The organism is uncultured Roseobacter sp. (assembly GCF_947496515.1).
In the GTDB taxonomy this organism is placed as follows: domain Bacteria; phylum Pseudomonadota; class Alphaproteobacteria; order Rhodobacterales; family Rhodobacteraceae; genus Roseobacter.
Window position 1 is genome coordinate 198,132 of sequence record NZ_CANMDB010000002.1, and the last position, 13,285, is coordinate 211,416.

The following is a 13,285-nucleotide window of genomic DNA, read 5'->3' on the forward strand; positions in this document are numbered from 1 at the left end:
ATGACTTTCCGAACGGAACATGACCTGCACCGCCGCCGCAAAGGGCGCAACATCGGCGTCGGTCTGATGCTGGTGGGCTTTGTGGCGCTGGTGCTGGCGCTGACCTTCACCAAAGTCACCAGCGGTGATTTCGAATTGCCCCGGGCGGAGGAGTTGAGCGGATGATGCCCCTGACCGGACCGCGCAAGACCGTGGCGCAGACCGTGGGTCTCGTCCTGCTGATGGGCGGGCTCGCCTGGGCCTCGGTCCCGTTTTATGACTGGTTCTGCCGGGTTACCGGTTTTGGCGGGGTCACCGGCGTGTCGGACGTGGCGCCCGATGATGTGCTGGACGACACCATCACCGTGCGCTTTGACGGGTCGCTAAACAACCGCATGGCGTGGGAGTTCAAGCCGGTGGAGCGTGAGATGGAGGTTCGCATCGGCGAGACGGGGCTGGCGTTTTACGAGGCCTACAACCCGACGGACCGGCCCATCGCAGGCTCTGCCAGCTACAATGTCACCCCCTATCAGGCGGGTGGCTTTTTCAACAAGATCCAGTGTTTCTGCTTTGAAGAACAGGTGCTGGCCCCCGGCGAACGGGTGCAGATGCCGGTGACCTTTTACGTCGATCCCGAGATCGTCGAGGACCGGGACGGAAAGTATATACACACCATCACCCTCTCCTATACATTCTACGAAATTGATCTGCCCGAGGACTATGCCGCGGCGCAGGACAGTGCGACCAGCTCAGGCACGGGCCTGAACTGACAAGACAAGGCAAGGACGCATCATGGCGCATGAGAAAAACCACGACTACCACATCCTGAACCCCTCAATCTGGCCTTTCCTCGGCTCCGTTGGCGGGTTCGCCATGCTCTTTGGCGCCGTGCTCTGGATGCAGGGGATCACGCCGTTCCTGTTCCTCGGCGGTCTGGCGGCGGTGCTCTACGTGATGTTCGGCTGGTGGGCCGAAGTGGTGGCCGAAAGCCGGGTGGGCGATCACACCCCGGTGGTGCGGATCGGCCTGCGCTACGGCTTCATCCTCTTCATCATGTCGGAAGTGATGTTCTTTGCCGCTTGGTTCTGGAGCTTCTTCAAACACGCCATCTATCCGATGAACGAATACGTGGGCTCCGAGTATATCCCGCCGGAGATCTACCAGGTCGACGCCCTGCACCTGCCACTGATCAACACGCTGATCCTGCTCTTGTCGGGCTGTGCTGTGACATGGGCGCACCACGCGCTGGTGCATGAGAACAACCGCAAGGATCTGATCTGGGGTCTGGCGATCTCCATCATTCTCGGTGTGCTCTTCACCGCGCTGCAAGCCTATGAGTATTCCTATCTGCTCTACAAAGGCTGGGAGTTTGGCGGCGACAAGTTCTTCTCCAACTTCTTCATGGCAACAGGCTTCCACGGCGCGCATGTGATCATCGGGACGATCTTTCTGACGGTCTGTCTTTTCCGCGCGATGAAGGGTCATTTCACGCCCGAGAAACACGTAGGCTTCGAGGCGGCGGCCTGGTACTGGCACTTTGTCGATGTGGTCTGGCTGTTCTTGTTCTTCGCCGTCTACATGTGGGGCGTGCCGGGCTGATCGCGGCCCGCTTGCAAATCCCGCAAGCCTGCTTAAAACACAGAAAACGCGCGTCAGGGTGGCGCGCGTTTTTCGTGTGAACCGGAGCATTCATGGGGCGCTTGGCCTTCCTTTTAATCTTTGGTCTGGGCGGGGCGGCGATCCTGATCAGCCTCGGCATCTGGCAGGTGCAGCGGCTGGCGTGGAAAGAGGATCTGCTCGCCCGCATCGAGGCGGAGATCGCGGCTGATCCGGTTGCACTCGCCCCCGGTCTGCCGCGCTACGCGCCGGTGCGGCTGACGGGGCAATTCGGCGATGCCCAACCGCTGCAGGTTCTGGCCTCACGCAAGACCATCGGTGCGGTTTACCGGATCATCCGGCCGTTCGAGGTCAACGGCCATGGCCCGGTGCTGGTTGATACCGGCTGGATCCGGGATGACGCCCCGCTGCCTGCCGCGCCGGACGGTCCGGTGACGCTGACCGGTAATCTGGACTCCCCGATTGAAGCGGATGGCTTTACCCCGGCCCCCGATCTGGCGGAGAATATCTGGTTTGCCCGCGATGTGCCCGCGATGGCCGAGACGCTGGGCACGCAGCCCGTGCTCGTCGTGCTGCGCGAGACGCCGGAAACCGACCTTGGCGTGACGCCCTGGCCGGTCGACACCGCTGGTATTTCCAACGACCATTTGCAATACGCGATCACCTGGTTCTCGCTCTCGGCCATCTGGCTGGCGATGACCGCCGTTTTCCTGCGCCGCAAACCCGCGGCCAACAAGGGCTGAGCCCATGCGCTACATCTCCACCCGCGGCACAGCACCAGTGCTGAATTTCGAAGAAGCGATGCTGAGCGGCTTGGCACGTGACGGCGGGCTCTATGTGCCGGAAACCATCCCGCAGATGAGCCTGACGGAGATCGCAGCGCTGGAGGGCCTGAGCTACGAGGCGATTGCCTATCGCGTCATGCGGCCCTTCGTGGGCGATGTGTTCACCGACGCGGAGTTCGAAGGGATCATCGAGCGTGCCTATGCGGGGTTTGGTCACGCCGCGCGCGCACCTTTGAAGCAGCTCGATCAGGGACACTTCCTGCTGGAGCTGTTTCACGGGCCGACACTGGCGTTCAAGGATTTCGCGATGCAGCTCATCGGGCAGATGTTCCAGACCGCTCTGGGGCGCAAGGGTGAGCGGGTGACGATCGTGGGGGCCACCAGCGGTGACACCGGATCGGCGGCGATCGAGGCATTCCGGGGCCTCGACAATGTGGATGTCTTCATCCTCTACCCCCATGGCCGCATATCCGAGGTTCAGCGGCGGCAGATGACGACACCCACCGAGAGCAACGTGCACGCGCTGGCGATGGACGGTGATTTTGACGACTGTCAGGCGCGGCTCAAGGACATGTTCAACGACTTTGAGTTCCGCGACGGGGTGCGTTTGGCGGGGGTAAACTCGATCAACTGGGGCCGGGTGCTGGCGCAGGTGGTCTATTACTTCTCCGCCGCGGTGGCCCTTGGCGCGCCGCACCGGCCCGTCAGTTTCACCGTGCCCACGGGCAATTTCGGGGACATCTTTGCGGGCTACATCGCCAAGCGCATGGGGTTGCCCATTGACCAGCTGGTGGTGGCGACCAACCAGAACGACATTCTGCATCGCTGTCTGAGCGGGCGCGGGTATCACAAGGGGGACACGGTGCCCTCGATCAGCCCGTCCATGGACATTCAGGTCAGCTCCAATTTCGAACGCGCGCTCTTTGACGCCTACGACCGAGAGGCGCCCGCCATCGTGCAGCTGATGGATGAGTTGAAGGCAGGCGGCTTCGAGGTGAGCCAGGGAGCGATGCAGGTGCTGCAGCAGCATTATCTGTCAGGCCGCGCCTCCGAGGCGGAAACCATGGCCACCATCACCGAAACCTTGGCGCGCAGCGGCGAATTGCTGTGCCCGCATTCCGCGGTCGGTGTGAAGGTCGCCGAAGAACTGCGCGTGACCGGCACGCCGATGATCACGCTCGCCACGGCGCACCCCGCAAAGTTCCCGGACGCGGTGGAGAAGGCAAGCGGTCAGCACCCCCCCTTGCCTGCGCGCATGGGCGACCTGTATGAACGGTCGGAACGGGTGAGCCGGGTGCCCAATGACCTCGCCGCGCTCATCGCGCATATCAAAGGACAGATACCGGCGTGACAGTGAACCAACATCGCCTGCCGAACGGCTTTCGCATCGTGACCGAAGAAATGCCCGGGCTCGCCTCGGCCTCCATCGGGGTCTGGGTGACCGTCGGCGCGCGCCACGAAGCGCCAGCGCAAAACGGCATCGCGCATTTCCTCGAACATATGGCCTTCAAGGGCACGGCGCGGCGCACGGCGTTGCAGATCGCCGAAAGCATCGAGGATGTGGGCGGCTATATCAACGCCTATACCAGCCGTGAGGTGACCGCTTATTACGCGCGGGTCCTGCAGAACGATGTGCCGCTGGCGATGGATGTGATTGCCGACATCCTGCTGAACCCGACGTTGGAGCAGGCGGAGATCGAGGTGGAGCGCGGCGTGATCCTGCAGGAGATCGGCCAGGCCTTGGATACCCCCGACGATGTGATTTTCGACTGGGTCCAGGAAGAGGCCTATCCCGATCACCCCATGGGCCGGACGATTCTGGGGCCCTCAGAGCGGGTGGCGGCCTTCTCGCGCAAGGATTTGCAGCGGTTCATCGGACAGCATTACGGGCCGGGTCAGATGATCCTGTCTGCCGCCGGGGCGGTGGATCACGATGCGATCGTGAAGCTGGCCGAAACGCTCTTTGGCGGCATGGAGGCACGTCCTCAGGCAGAGGTTGATGCCGCGCGTTTTCTGGGGGGGGAGCGGCGCCAGACCAAGGCGCTGGAGCAGGCGCATTTCGCCCTGGCGCTGGAGAGCCCGGGCTACCGTGATGACGCGATCTACACAGCCCAGATCTACGCCTCCGCTTTGGGTGGCAGCATGTCGAGCAGGCTCTTTCAGGAGATCCGGGAGAACCGCGGGCTATGCTATTCGATCTTTGCGCAAGCCGGGGCCTATGCGGATACCGGCATGACGACGATCTACGCGGGCACCAGTGCCGAGCAACTGCCCGATCTGGCGCGCATCACCATCGACGAGATGAAACGCGCGGCAGGCGATATGAGCCCGGCGGAAGTGGCGCGGGCACGGGCGCAGATGAAGGCGGGGCTGCTGATGGGGCTGGAGAGCCCGTCGAGCCGGGCGGAACGGCTGGCGCGGCTGGTGCAGATCTGGGACCGGGTGCCGGCGCTGGAAGAAACCGTGGCGATGATCGATGCGGTGACGACCGGGGATGTGCGCGAGTTTGCCGAGCGTATGGCCTCTGCGGCACCGGCGGCGCTGGCGCTTTACGGTCCGGTGGAGGCCGCACCCAGCTTGGGTGAATTGCAGGAGAGACGGGCGGCGTGATCTTACGCGGGTTTCGCAGACTGCGGATCGAAACCGAAAGGATGACCCTGCGCCCGCCGATCCATTCGGATTTTCGGGCGTGGTCCGGGCTGCGCACCCGCAGCCGCGGCATGCTGACCCCCTGGGAGCCCAGCTGGGCGGTGGATCATCTGACACGCAAGGCCTTTACCAACCGGGTCTACTGGGCACAGCGGTCGATCTCGGGCGGGACGGCCCTGCCGCTCTTTCTGATCCACCGCAAGGAAGAGGTGCTGATGGGGGCGATCACGCTGGACAACATCCGCCGCGGGCCTGCGCAATCGGGAACACTGGGGTATTGGACCGGCGCGCCTTTCGTCCGTCAGGGCTACATGCGCGAGGCGATCACGGCGCTGGTGCATTACGCCTTTACGCAGCTGGATCTGAGCCGGATCGAGGCGGCCTGCCTGCCGGAGAATGCCGCCTCCCGCGGGTTGCTGGAGCGGTCCGGGTTCAAATACGAAGGGGTGGCCCAGAGCTATCTGCAGATTGACGGGCGTTGGCGGACCCATGTGCTGTATGCAGCGCTGCGCAGTGACCGGCGGGGCAAGACCGACGCCGGGTGAAGCAGTTTGCAAACTGGTTCTGGGGTGTTTGCAAACCGGGGCGGCTGCGCCGCACACGATATTTGCGCCTTTCTCCGAAAGCCGCGTTTGGCGCGGGATGCGCCCGGTGCGCCGCTGTTGCGGGGCATGTGCCGATTTTTGCGGCAGGGGGGCTGATCTGGTGCGGCTGGCGGAAAAAAAGGGGCAGACAGTCTGTGGCCTTGCGCTATCGTCATGTCCGAGGGGGACGGTGGCATGCTGATACGTGTATTTCTGCTGGTGATGGGTCTGGCGCAGGGCGCGCTGGCGCAGGAGCGCACGCCCAGCCATTGCATCGCTTTGGCGGAGGCTGCGCCAGGCATGGACTACGTGGTGCCCGCCAGTCTGGGCCCCGTCGCCACGGAGACAGTACGCATCCACTATATCACCCACGCCAGCTTTCTCATCCGCAGCCATGGCGGCTTGAACATGGTAACGGATTACACCGGCTTTACTGGCTCGGCTCCGATGATCCCGGATGTGGTGACCATGAACCACGCTCATTCCACCCATTGGACGGCGAACCCGGATCCCGCGATCCCGCATGTGTTGCCGGGCTGGGGGGAGTTCGGGCAGGGCATCTCGCATCATCTGGATCTGGGTGAGGTGCTGGTGCGCAATGTCTCCACCGATATTCGGTCGCAGTTCTCCGGGATCGAGGAGAAGGGCAATTCGATCTTTGTGTTTGAGCTGGCGGGGCTGTGCGTGGGGCATCTGGGGCATCTGCATCACGAGCCTGATCCGGCGCAATACGCGGCCCTCGGGCGGCTGGATGTGGTGATGGCGCCCGTGGATGGAGGGTATACACTCGATCTGCCGACGATGATCCGGGTGTTGAAGCGGCTGAGGTCCTCGGTGGTGATCCCGATGCATTGGTTTTCGCTGAGCGGGCTGGACCGGTTTCTGGCGGGGATGTCGGATGAGTTTGCGGTGGTGGAGGTGGGCGGGCCGTCGCTCGATATTTCCCTGGACCGGTTGCCGGGGCGGCCCACGGTGATGGTGCTGCGACCCGCGCTGCTCAGCGCGGCGGAGTAGAGCCCCCTTGCATCCCGGCGCGCGCCGCGGGATCAAGGAGCATGGATCTGAAAGATGTGGATAGCGGGTTTGAAGAGGCGCTGAGAGCGCAGCTGCCCGAGGATGTGCTGCGCCGCGCGGGTCCCGGCTATCTGGAGGAGCCGCGCGGGCGGTTCCACGGGCGCGAGACGCTGGTGGCGCTGCCGCGCGGGGTCGAGGAGGTTGCGACACTGGTGCGGCTGGCCGGGGCGGCGCGGGTCGGCGTGGTGCCCTACGGTGGGGGGACCGGGCTGGTGGGCGGTCAGATCTCGCCCGAGGGTCCTTTGCCGCTGTTACTGTCGCTGGAGCGGATGACGGCGATCCGCGCCGTCTACCCCGAGGAAAACGTGCTGATCTGTGAGGCCGGCGCGGTGCTGGCGGATGTGCAGGCGGCAGCAGCAGAGGCGGAGCGGCTATTCCCGCTGTCGCTGGCCTCCGAAGGGTCGGCGCGGATCGGGGGCAATCTGGCGACCAACGCAGGCGGGACGGCGGTGCTGCGCTATGGCAACACCCGCGATCTGTGTCTGGGGCTGGAGGCGGTGTTGCCGGACGGTCAGATCTGGAACGGGCTGAAACGGCTGCGCAAGGACAACACCGGGTATGATCTGCGGCATTTGCTGATCGGCTCGGAGGGCACGCTGGGGATCATCACCGCGGCTGCATTGAGACTGAGCCCGCAGCCGAGCGCGCGCGGCACCGCGGTTTTCGTGGTGCCGGATCCGGCGGCGGCGCTGTCTTTGCTGGCGCTGGCGCAGGGGCGGTTGGGCGAGATGGTCAGCGGGTTCGAATTGCTGAGCGGTCAGGGGCTGCGGTTTCTGGCGGAGACGATGCCGGAAGTGCGCCAGCCCTTTGCAGCGCCACCGGACTGGTCGGTTCTGATCGAGGTGGGGCTGGTGGACGGGCTGGATCCGCAAGCCGCGCTTGAAGGCGTTTTCGAAGCCGCACTTGCGGCGGATCTGGTACTGGACGGGGTGATCGCCCAGAGCGGGCAGCAGGCGGATGCGTTCTGGGCGGTGCGGGAGAACATTCCGCAGGCAAACAAGCGCGTGGGGGCCGTGATCTCCAGCGATGTATCGGTGCCGCTGGGCGCCATCCCGGCGTTTATCGCGGCTGGCACGGGCGAGATCGCCGAGGTAGGTGCGTTTCGCATCAACTGTTTCGGGCATGTGGGCGACGGAAATCTGCACTACAACGTCTTTCCGCTGGCAGGCGCGCGCGCGTCGGATCACGCCAATCAGCGGGCGGAGCTGCAGCGACGGGTGCATGATCTGGCGCATAGGTTCGGTGGCTCGGTCAGTGCCGAGCACGGGATCGGGCGCTTGAAGGTCGAGGATCTGGAGCGCTACGGGGATCCGGCGAAGCTGTCGGCGATGCGGGCGATCAAGGCGGCGCTGGATCCGTTGGGCATCATGAACCCGGGCGCCGTCCTCAAGGCTGGCGCCGCGCTCCCGACATGAGGCGCTCACGCGCCATGTGATGTTTTTCAAATCCCTCCGGGATTTGGTTCTGGCGCTCAGTGGCGGTGGCAGCATGGGGTGGCGTTGCCTGTGGCGTCTGACAAAACGCCCGAGATATCATGCATCACGCAGAGCGTCGAAATGCTGGATGTCAGCCAGCGGTGCGGAGTGCCGGTTTTTTACGGGACGCTTTGGGCGCGTCTCAGTCGCCGTCGAAGGCGCAGAGCGCGTGGACCTCCATGCCCATGGCTTCCAACCGGGCGCGGCCGCCCAGATCCGGCAGGTCGATGATGAAGGCGCAGGAGACGATCTCTCCCCCCAGTCTTTCGATGAGCTTGATCCCGGCTTCTGCGGTGCCGCCTGTGGCCAGCAGATCGTCCACAACGAGGACTTTCTCACCCGCTGCGATGGCGTCGTCGTGGATCTCGACGATGGCTTCACCGTATTCCAGCGTATAATCCTGACTGATGGTGGTGCCGGGCAGTTTGCCTTTCTTGCGGATCGGCACGAAGCCCACCGAGAGCTGATGCGCGATGGCGCCGCCGAGGATAAAGCCGCGCGCTTCGAGCCCGACGACCTTGTCGATTTCCAGCCCGGCGTAAGGGTGCAGCATCTGGTCGATGGCCATGCGAAACCCGCGCGGATCGGCAAAGAGCGTGGTGACATCGCGGAACATGATCCCTTCGTGCGGGAAATCGACGATGGTGCGGATATAGTCCTGAACGGTTTTCATCGGGAGGTCTTTCAGTTGGCGCGGCGCAGGGTTGCGGTGAGCACCCCCATGCCGATGAGGGTGGCGCCGCCGGCACGGGTCAGCCAGGTGACGATGGCGGGCCGCGCGATGACACCGCGCAGACGGTCGGCGAGCAGGGCGTAGGCCAGTGCGTTGAGGGCGGCGAGCGTGCAAAAGGTGGCGATCAGGAGTGTGAACTGCGGCAGCAGGGGGGCGTCGGGCCGGATGAACTGGGGCACGAAGGCAATGAAGAAGGCGATGGATTTGGGGTTGAGCGCGGTGACAGCCGCGGCGTGGCTAAAGACACCTCCGGCGGTGACGTCGCGCGCCGGTGTCAGCCCGTCGCGGGGCGCGGTCCGGATCAGCTTGATCCCCAACCAGATGAGGTAGAGCGCGCCAACCCACTTGAGCACCGTAAAGGCGGTGGCCGAGGCCAGCACCAGTGCGCCCAAACCCAGCAACGAGGCGGTCATGGCCACCAGATCGCCCACCGCAACGCCCGCGGCGGAGGCCACGGCGACTGAGCGTCCTTTTGACAGCGCGTAGCTCAGCACCAGCAGCACGGTGGGGCCGGGGATGAGCAGCAGCGCGGTGGAGGCGGCGACGAATGTGAGCCAGAGGTCAAGCGGCATGTCGGTATCCTTTTCGAAGATAGTGTGAGAGCCAAAGGGTCAGAGCATCAGGGCGGATAGTGGCGGCGCAGCGCCATGAGATCCTGAGGCTGGAGCCGGGTCACTTCATTGCTGTCTTGGGAAAAGATCGACCGCCGCCTGTACCAGGGATTGTCGATATCGGTCAGCAAACCGGTCGCTTGAACAAGTTCTTCCAGTGCGATGGACCGGATATCATCGGGATGAATATCGCGCGCAAAGGCGATAATGGCGCGGGTGATTTCGCCCCGACCGTTCCACCAGACATAGACATAGCCAGCACCCATCTCGCCCCCGGCGAGGTCAGGGTCGATGCTGCCATCAATGACATCCGTTTCCTCCAGCCCGAGCAGGTGAACGGCGATATCCGGACGCGCACCCACCGGTGCAAGCCGCAGTGTCAGCCCGGCACCTGCTGCATTGATCTCGGCGATTGCGGTCGAGAGCGCGCGTCGGATCAGCGCCCGGCTTGAGCGTGGGAAGTCAGGATCGATCGCAACGATCCCGACGGTCAGGTCTGCCGCGGCAACCACTGGCCAGCGGACGATCCTGTCCTTGCAGGCCGCCTTTGGCGACGCGGAACAGGCGACCAGACGATAGAAATCCTTATCTGAGAGGGGTCCCTCCGGTACCGAGACGAAGTCATCGGCGCTTGCCCCCGTGCCCACAAGCAACATCAGGCTGACAAGCAGTGGTTTCACAGAACGCGACCTGCCACCGCGTCCAGCTTGGCGACGAGGGACGGATCACGGGCGTCCGGCCTCGTGAGGATGGCGTATTCCAGCGCGCGGTCGCAGCCATGTGGGCAGGCCGGGCGTTCGGGGCCGAGGATTGCGGGCAGGCGGCGGACCAGCTCGCGCCCTTTGTCGGCGTTGCCCATCAGGGTGGCGATGATCTGTGTCACATCGACCTCGCCGTGATCGGGATGCCAGCTGTCGTAATCGGTGATCATGGCGACGGAGGCGTAGCAAAGCTCCGCTTCGCGGGCGAGCTTCGCCTCCGGCATGTTGGTCATGCCGATCACATCCGCGCCCCAGCTTGTCCGGTACATCTTGGATTCCGCCAGCGTCGAGAACTGCGGCCCTTCCATCGCGAGGTAAGTGCCGCCGTCGTGTACGGTGATGCCCGCGTCCGTGGCGGCCTGCTTGCAGGCGGCGGTCAGCCGCGGGCAGGTGGGGTGCGCCACGGAGACATGCGCCACGCAGCCGGTGCCAAAGAAGGATTTTTCCCGTGCGAAGGTTCTGTCGATGAACTGGTCCACCAGCACGAAATCTCCCGGCGCCATTTCTTCGCGAAAGGATCCGCAGGCCGAGACGGAGATGACATCCGTGCAGCCCAGCCGTTTCAGCGCGTCGATGTTGGCGCGGTAGGGCACGGTGCTGGGCGAATGGACGTGTCCGCGCCCGTGCCGGGGCAGAAAGACCATGTCCGTCCCGTCCAGCGTGCCGGTCAGGATCGCATCGGACGGTGTGCCCCACGGGCTGTCCACGCTCTGCCAGTCGGCATTTTCCAAACCGTCGATCTCGTAGATGCCGGAGCCGCCGATCACGGCGATCTTGGGGGCTGTCATGGGCGGTTCCATCCTGTTGGGCAGGGTTGATCGTGCCGGGATTGCGGGGTGAAATCAATGGGCTGGGGCAGAGAAATTCGCTGGATCACTCCCGGCGAGGTCCCCTTGGCAAGTGGGTGATACGTGCCGGGCTGGGCAGGCCTTATCCTTTCAGGGGGCGTCGGTTCATCGCTTCTTTACCTTGATCTGGCACCACAGGCGGGGTTTTCATTTCAGGCGAATGGGTCTAGGGACCGCATCAACGGGGCCCGGGCTGCCGCCGGTCTGCCCTTTGACCCGACATCAGGATATTCATATGGCGCGCGCGACGTTCCGCAGCTTTACTAAGAACCTTGCAATCACGGACCTGCGATGGATGCCGGAGGATGGCTTTTCGCCGTCGCGGTTGCGGATCGAATTACTGTCGGGCCTGACCGTGGCGCTGGCGCTTGTGCCGGAGGCGGTCGCCTTTGCCTTTGTGGCCGGGGTGCACCCGCTGGTGGGGCTCTATGCGGCGTTTCTTGTGGGGCTGATCACCGCGCTGATCGGTGGCCGGCCCGGTATGATTTCGGGTGCGACGGGCGCGTTGGCTGTCGTCATGGTCGCGCTGGTGGCGCAGCATGGTGTGGAATATCTCTTTGCCACTGTGGTGCTGATGGGCATCCTGCAGATGATTGCGGGGGTGATGCAGTGGGGCAAGTTCATCCGGCTGGTGCCGCATCCGGTGATGTTGGGTTTTGTGAACGGGCTGGCCATCGTGATCTTTCTGGCGCAGATGAGCCAGTTCAAGGTGCCGGGCACGATGGAGAACACGGGCCACGGGATGGGTGGTGGTGAATGGTTGTCGGGTCCGCCGCTTTACCTGATGCTGGCGCTGGTGGCGGTGACCATGGCGATCATCTGGGTGATGCCGCGGATCACCCGTGTGATCCCTGCACCGTTGGCGGGCATCGGCATTGTCGCGGCTGTCGTGATCGCCTTCGGTCTTGACGTGCCGCGCGTGGGCGATCTGGCCTCGATCCAGGGTGGGTTCCCGAGCCTGCACATTCCGATGGTACCGCTCAACTGGGATACGTTCGAGATCATCCTGCCTTATGCGGTGATCCTGGCCGCTATCGGGCTGATCGAGAGCCTGCTGACGCTCAACTTGGTGGGTGACATGACCAACCAGCGCGGCGGGGCGAGCCAGGAGTGTATCGCGCAAGGGGTGGCCAATACGGTCACGGGCTTCTTTGGCGGCATGGGCGGTTGTGCGATGATCGGACAGTCCATGATCAACGTGAAATCCGGCGGTCGGACGCGGGTGGCGGGGATCTCGGCGGCCGTTTTCCTGCTGCTCTTTATCCTCGTGGGGTCGTCCGTGATCGAGCTCATCCCGCTGGCAGCGCTTGTTGGTGTGATGTTCATGGTGGTGATCGGGACGTTCGCGTGGAACAGCCTGACCATCCTGCGAAAGGTACCGCTGATGGATGCCTTTGTGATCCTGCTGGTCACGGTGGTGACCGTGATGGAGGATCTCGCCGTGGCGGTGGTCGTTGGTGTGATCGTCAGTGCCTTGGCCTATGCGTGGAACAATGCGCGGCGGATCTACGCCAAGACCTATACGACGCCGGAAGGCGCGCGGGTCTATCAGGTGCAGGGGCCGTTGTTCTTTGGCTCGTCGGAGGGGTTTGCGGAGCTTTTTGACGTAGCGGGTGACCCCTCCGAGGTGATCGTGGATTTCGCGGACAGCCGGGTGGTGGACCAGTCGGCGCTGCAGGCGATCGAGGCGGTCGCGGGCAAGTACGAAAGTGTCGGCAAGCGGTTGCAGTTGCGGCATTTGTCGCGGGACTGTCACCGGTTGCTCACCAAGGCCGGACACCTGATGGTCGATAGCGACGATGATCCGGAATATGAGCTGGCGGTGAACTACCAGGTGCGCACCGGGATCCTCGGAGGGCACTAACGGTGGCCGGCGCTGTTGGCCTTTCGGCCAAGGCGCCCCGCCCACCGTCCCACTGCGGGATGCGATCGTCGGTGGGTCCGGCTGTATCCGGCTTTCGTGGGTGGCAGGTCTATGCGGGCTTCTCTACATCCGACGGGTCGGGGATAGTTGCTGCTGCGCCTGAGGCGTGTCATGTTTTGCGCCAGCGCTCTTTGCGTCTATAGCGTGCCCGCAGTTGTTACAGAGCGCCGGGTCTTGTCGGGCCAGCAAGTCGGCACAATTGACCGGATGCGACAAAGACATGCTCTGTGGGGTCCAGTGTCGAT

At 63.9% G+C, this 13,285-nt stretch carries 14 protein-coding genes; 10 read left to right on the plus strand and 4 right to left on the minus strand.

Annotated elements, in window-relative coordinates:
* The 9 genes from Q1A53_RS04575 (at position 1) to Q1A53_RS04615 (ending at position 8,103) form a co-directional block, all read left to right on the plus strand.
* Positions 1-165, plus strand: a complete 165-nt coding sequence (locus Q1A53_RS04575) for a cytochrome C oxidase assembly protein (RefSeq protein ID WP_299963396.1) — start codon at positions 1-3, stop codon at positions 163-165.
* Entirely contained in the window at positions 165-749 is a 585-nt protein-coding gene (locus tag Q1A53_RS04580) for a cytochrome c oxidase assembly protein (RefSeq protein WP_299964433.1), read from the plus strand. Before Q1A53_RS04575 ends, Q1A53_RS04580 begins: the two co-directional genes overlap by 1 nt.
* A gap of 22 nt (positions 750-771) precedes the next feature.
* A complete protein-coding gene (locus Q1A53_RS04585; protein ID WP_299963399.1) occupies positions 772-1,578 on the plus strand; it encodes a cytochrome c oxidase subunit 3 in 807 nt (268 codons plus the stop codon).
* Between the two features lie 92 nt (positions 1,579-1,670).
* The gene (locus Q1A53_RS04590; RefSeq protein WP_299963401.1) at positions 1,671-2,339 is read left to right on the plus strand and encodes an SURF1 family protein; all 669 of its coding nucleotides are present in this window, start codon (positions 1,671-1,673) and stop codon (positions 2,337-2,339) included.
* Between the two features lie 4 nt (positions 2,340-2,343).
* A complete protein-coding gene (gene thrC, locus Q1A53_RS04595; protein ID WP_299963403.1) occupies positions 2,344-3,732 on the plus strand; it encodes a threonine synthase in 1,389 nt (462 codons plus the stop codon).
* Positions 3,729-4,991: a pitrilysin family protein gene (locus Q1A53_RS04600; protein ID WP_299963406.1), complete on the plus strand. Its 1,263-nt coding sequence runs from the start codon at positions 3,729-3,731 to the stop codon at positions 4,989-4,991. The genes thrC and Q1A53_RS04600 overlap by 4 nt, the downstream gene beginning before the upstream one ends.
* A complete protein-coding gene (locus Q1A53_RS04605; RefSeq protein ID WP_299964435.1) occupies positions 4,991-5,575 on the plus strand; it encodes a GNAT family protein in 585 nt (194 codons plus the stop codon). The genes Q1A53_RS04600 and Q1A53_RS04605 overlap by 1 nt, the downstream gene beginning before the upstream one ends.
* Before the next feature lie 234 nt (positions 5,576-5,809).
* Positions 5,810-6,628 carry an MBL fold metallo-hydrolase gene (locus Q1A53_RS04610; RefSeq protein WP_299963408.1) on the plus strand — a complete coding sequence of 273 codons (819 nt, stop codon included), beginning with the start codon at positions 5,810-5,812 and terminating at the stop codon, positions 6,626-6,628.
* A gap of 41 nt (positions 6,629-6,669) precedes the next feature.
* Positions 6,670-8,103, plus strand: coding sequence for an FAD-binding oxidoreductase (locus Q1A53_RS04615; RefSeq protein ID WP_299963410.1), 1,434 nt, complete (start codon positions 6,670-6,672; stop codon positions 8,101-8,103).
* A gap of 202 nt (positions 8,104-8,305) precedes the next feature.
* Here the strand turns inward: Q1A53_RS04615 and Q1A53_RS04620 are convergent, their stop codons facing one another.
* Genes Q1A53_RS04620 through Q1A53_RS04635 form a run of 4 tightly spaced genes read right to left on the minus strand, consistent with a single transcriptional unit; the run spans position 8,306 to position 11,056 of the window.
* Positions 8,306-8,836 (minus strand): adenine phosphoribosyltransferase, encoded by a 531-nt coding sequence (locus Q1A53_RS04620; RefSeq protein ID WP_299963412.1) that lies wholly within the window; start codon positions 8,834-8,836, stop codon positions 8,306-8,308.
* A gap of 11 nt (positions 8,837-8,847) precedes the next feature.
* On the minus strand, positions 8,848-9,468 hold the full coding sequence (locus Q1A53_RS04625) for a LysE family translocator (RefSeq protein ID WP_299963414.1): 621 nt from the start codon (positions 9,466-9,468) through the stop codon (positions 8,848-8,850).
* Positions 9,469-9,515: 47 nt separating this feature from the next.
* The gene (locus Q1A53_RS04630) at positions 9,516-10,187 is read right to left on the minus strand and encodes a DUF2927 domain-containing protein (RefSeq protein WP_299963417.1); all 672 of its coding nucleotides are present in this window, start codon (positions 10,185-10,187) and stop codon (positions 9,516-9,518) included.
* On the minus strand, positions 10,184-11,056 hold the full coding sequence (locus Q1A53_RS04635) for an S-methyl-5'-thioadenosine phosphorylase (RefSeq protein WP_299963419.1): 873 nt from the start codon (positions 11,054-11,056) through the stop codon (positions 10,184-10,186). The genes Q1A53_RS04630 and Q1A53_RS04635 overlap by 4 nt, the downstream gene beginning before the upstream one ends.
* A gap of 295 nt (positions 11,057-11,351) precedes the next feature.
* Here Q1A53_RS04635 and Q1A53_RS04640 point away from each other — a divergent pair, with 295 nt between their 5' ends.
* On the plus strand, positions 11,352-12,980 hold the full coding sequence (locus Q1A53_RS04640) for a SulP family inorganic anion transporter (protein ID WP_299963421.1): 1,629 nt from the start codon (positions 11,352-11,354) through the stop codon (positions 12,978-12,980).
* Positions 12,981-13,285 lie beyond the last annotated feature (305 nt).

What these genes read in the sequence shown, in the direction of transcription:
- Q1A53_RS04625 (WP_299963414.1), bottom strand. Translation starts at nt 9,468, where the DNA reads ATGCCGCTTGACCTCTGGCTCACATTCGTCGCCGCCTCCACCGCGCTG.
- thrC (WP_299963403.1), top strand. Translation starts at nt 2,344, where the DNA reads ATGCGCTACATCTCCACCCGCGGCACAGCACCAGTGCTGAATTTCGAA.
- Q1A53_RS04585 (WP_299963399.1), top strand. Translation starts at nt 772, where the DNA reads ATGGCGCATGAGAAAAACCACGACTACCACATCCTGAACCCCTCAATC.
- Q1A53_RS04620 (WP_299963412.1), bottom strand. Translation starts at nt 8,836, where the DNA reads ATGAAAACCGTTCAGGACTATATCCGCACCATCGTCGATTTCCCGCAC.
- Q1A53_RS04635 (WP_299963419.1), bottom strand. Translation starts at nt 11,056, where the DNA reads ATGACAGCCCCCAAGATCGCCGTGATCGGCGGCTCCGGCATCTACGAG.
- Q1A53_RS04580 (WP_299964433.1), top strand. Translation starts at nt 165, where the DNA reads ATGCCCCTGACCGGACCGCGCAAGACCGTGGCGCAGACCGTGGGTCTC.
- Q1A53_RS04590 (WP_299963401.1), top strand. Translation starts at nt 1,671, where the DNA reads ATGGGGCGCTTGGCCTTCCTTTTAATCTTTGGTCTGGGCGGGGCGGCG.
- Q1A53_RS04640 (WP_299963421.1), top strand. Translation starts at nt 11,352, where the DNA reads ATGGCGCGCGCGACGTTCCGCAGCTTTACTAAGAACCTTGCAATCACG.
- Q1A53_RS04615 (WP_299963410.1), top strand. Translation starts at nt 6,670, where the DNA reads ATGGATCTGAAAGATGTGGATAGCGGGTTTGAAGAGGCGCTGAGAGCG.
- Q1A53_RS04610 (WP_299963408.1), top strand. Translation starts at nt 5,810, where the DNA reads ATGCTGATACGTGTATTTCTGCTGGTGATGGGTCTGGCGCAGGGCGCG.
- Q1A53_RS04575 (WP_299963396.1), top strand. Translation starts at nt 1, where the DNA reads ATGACTTTCCGAACGGAACATGACCTGCACCGCCGCCGCAAAGGGCGC.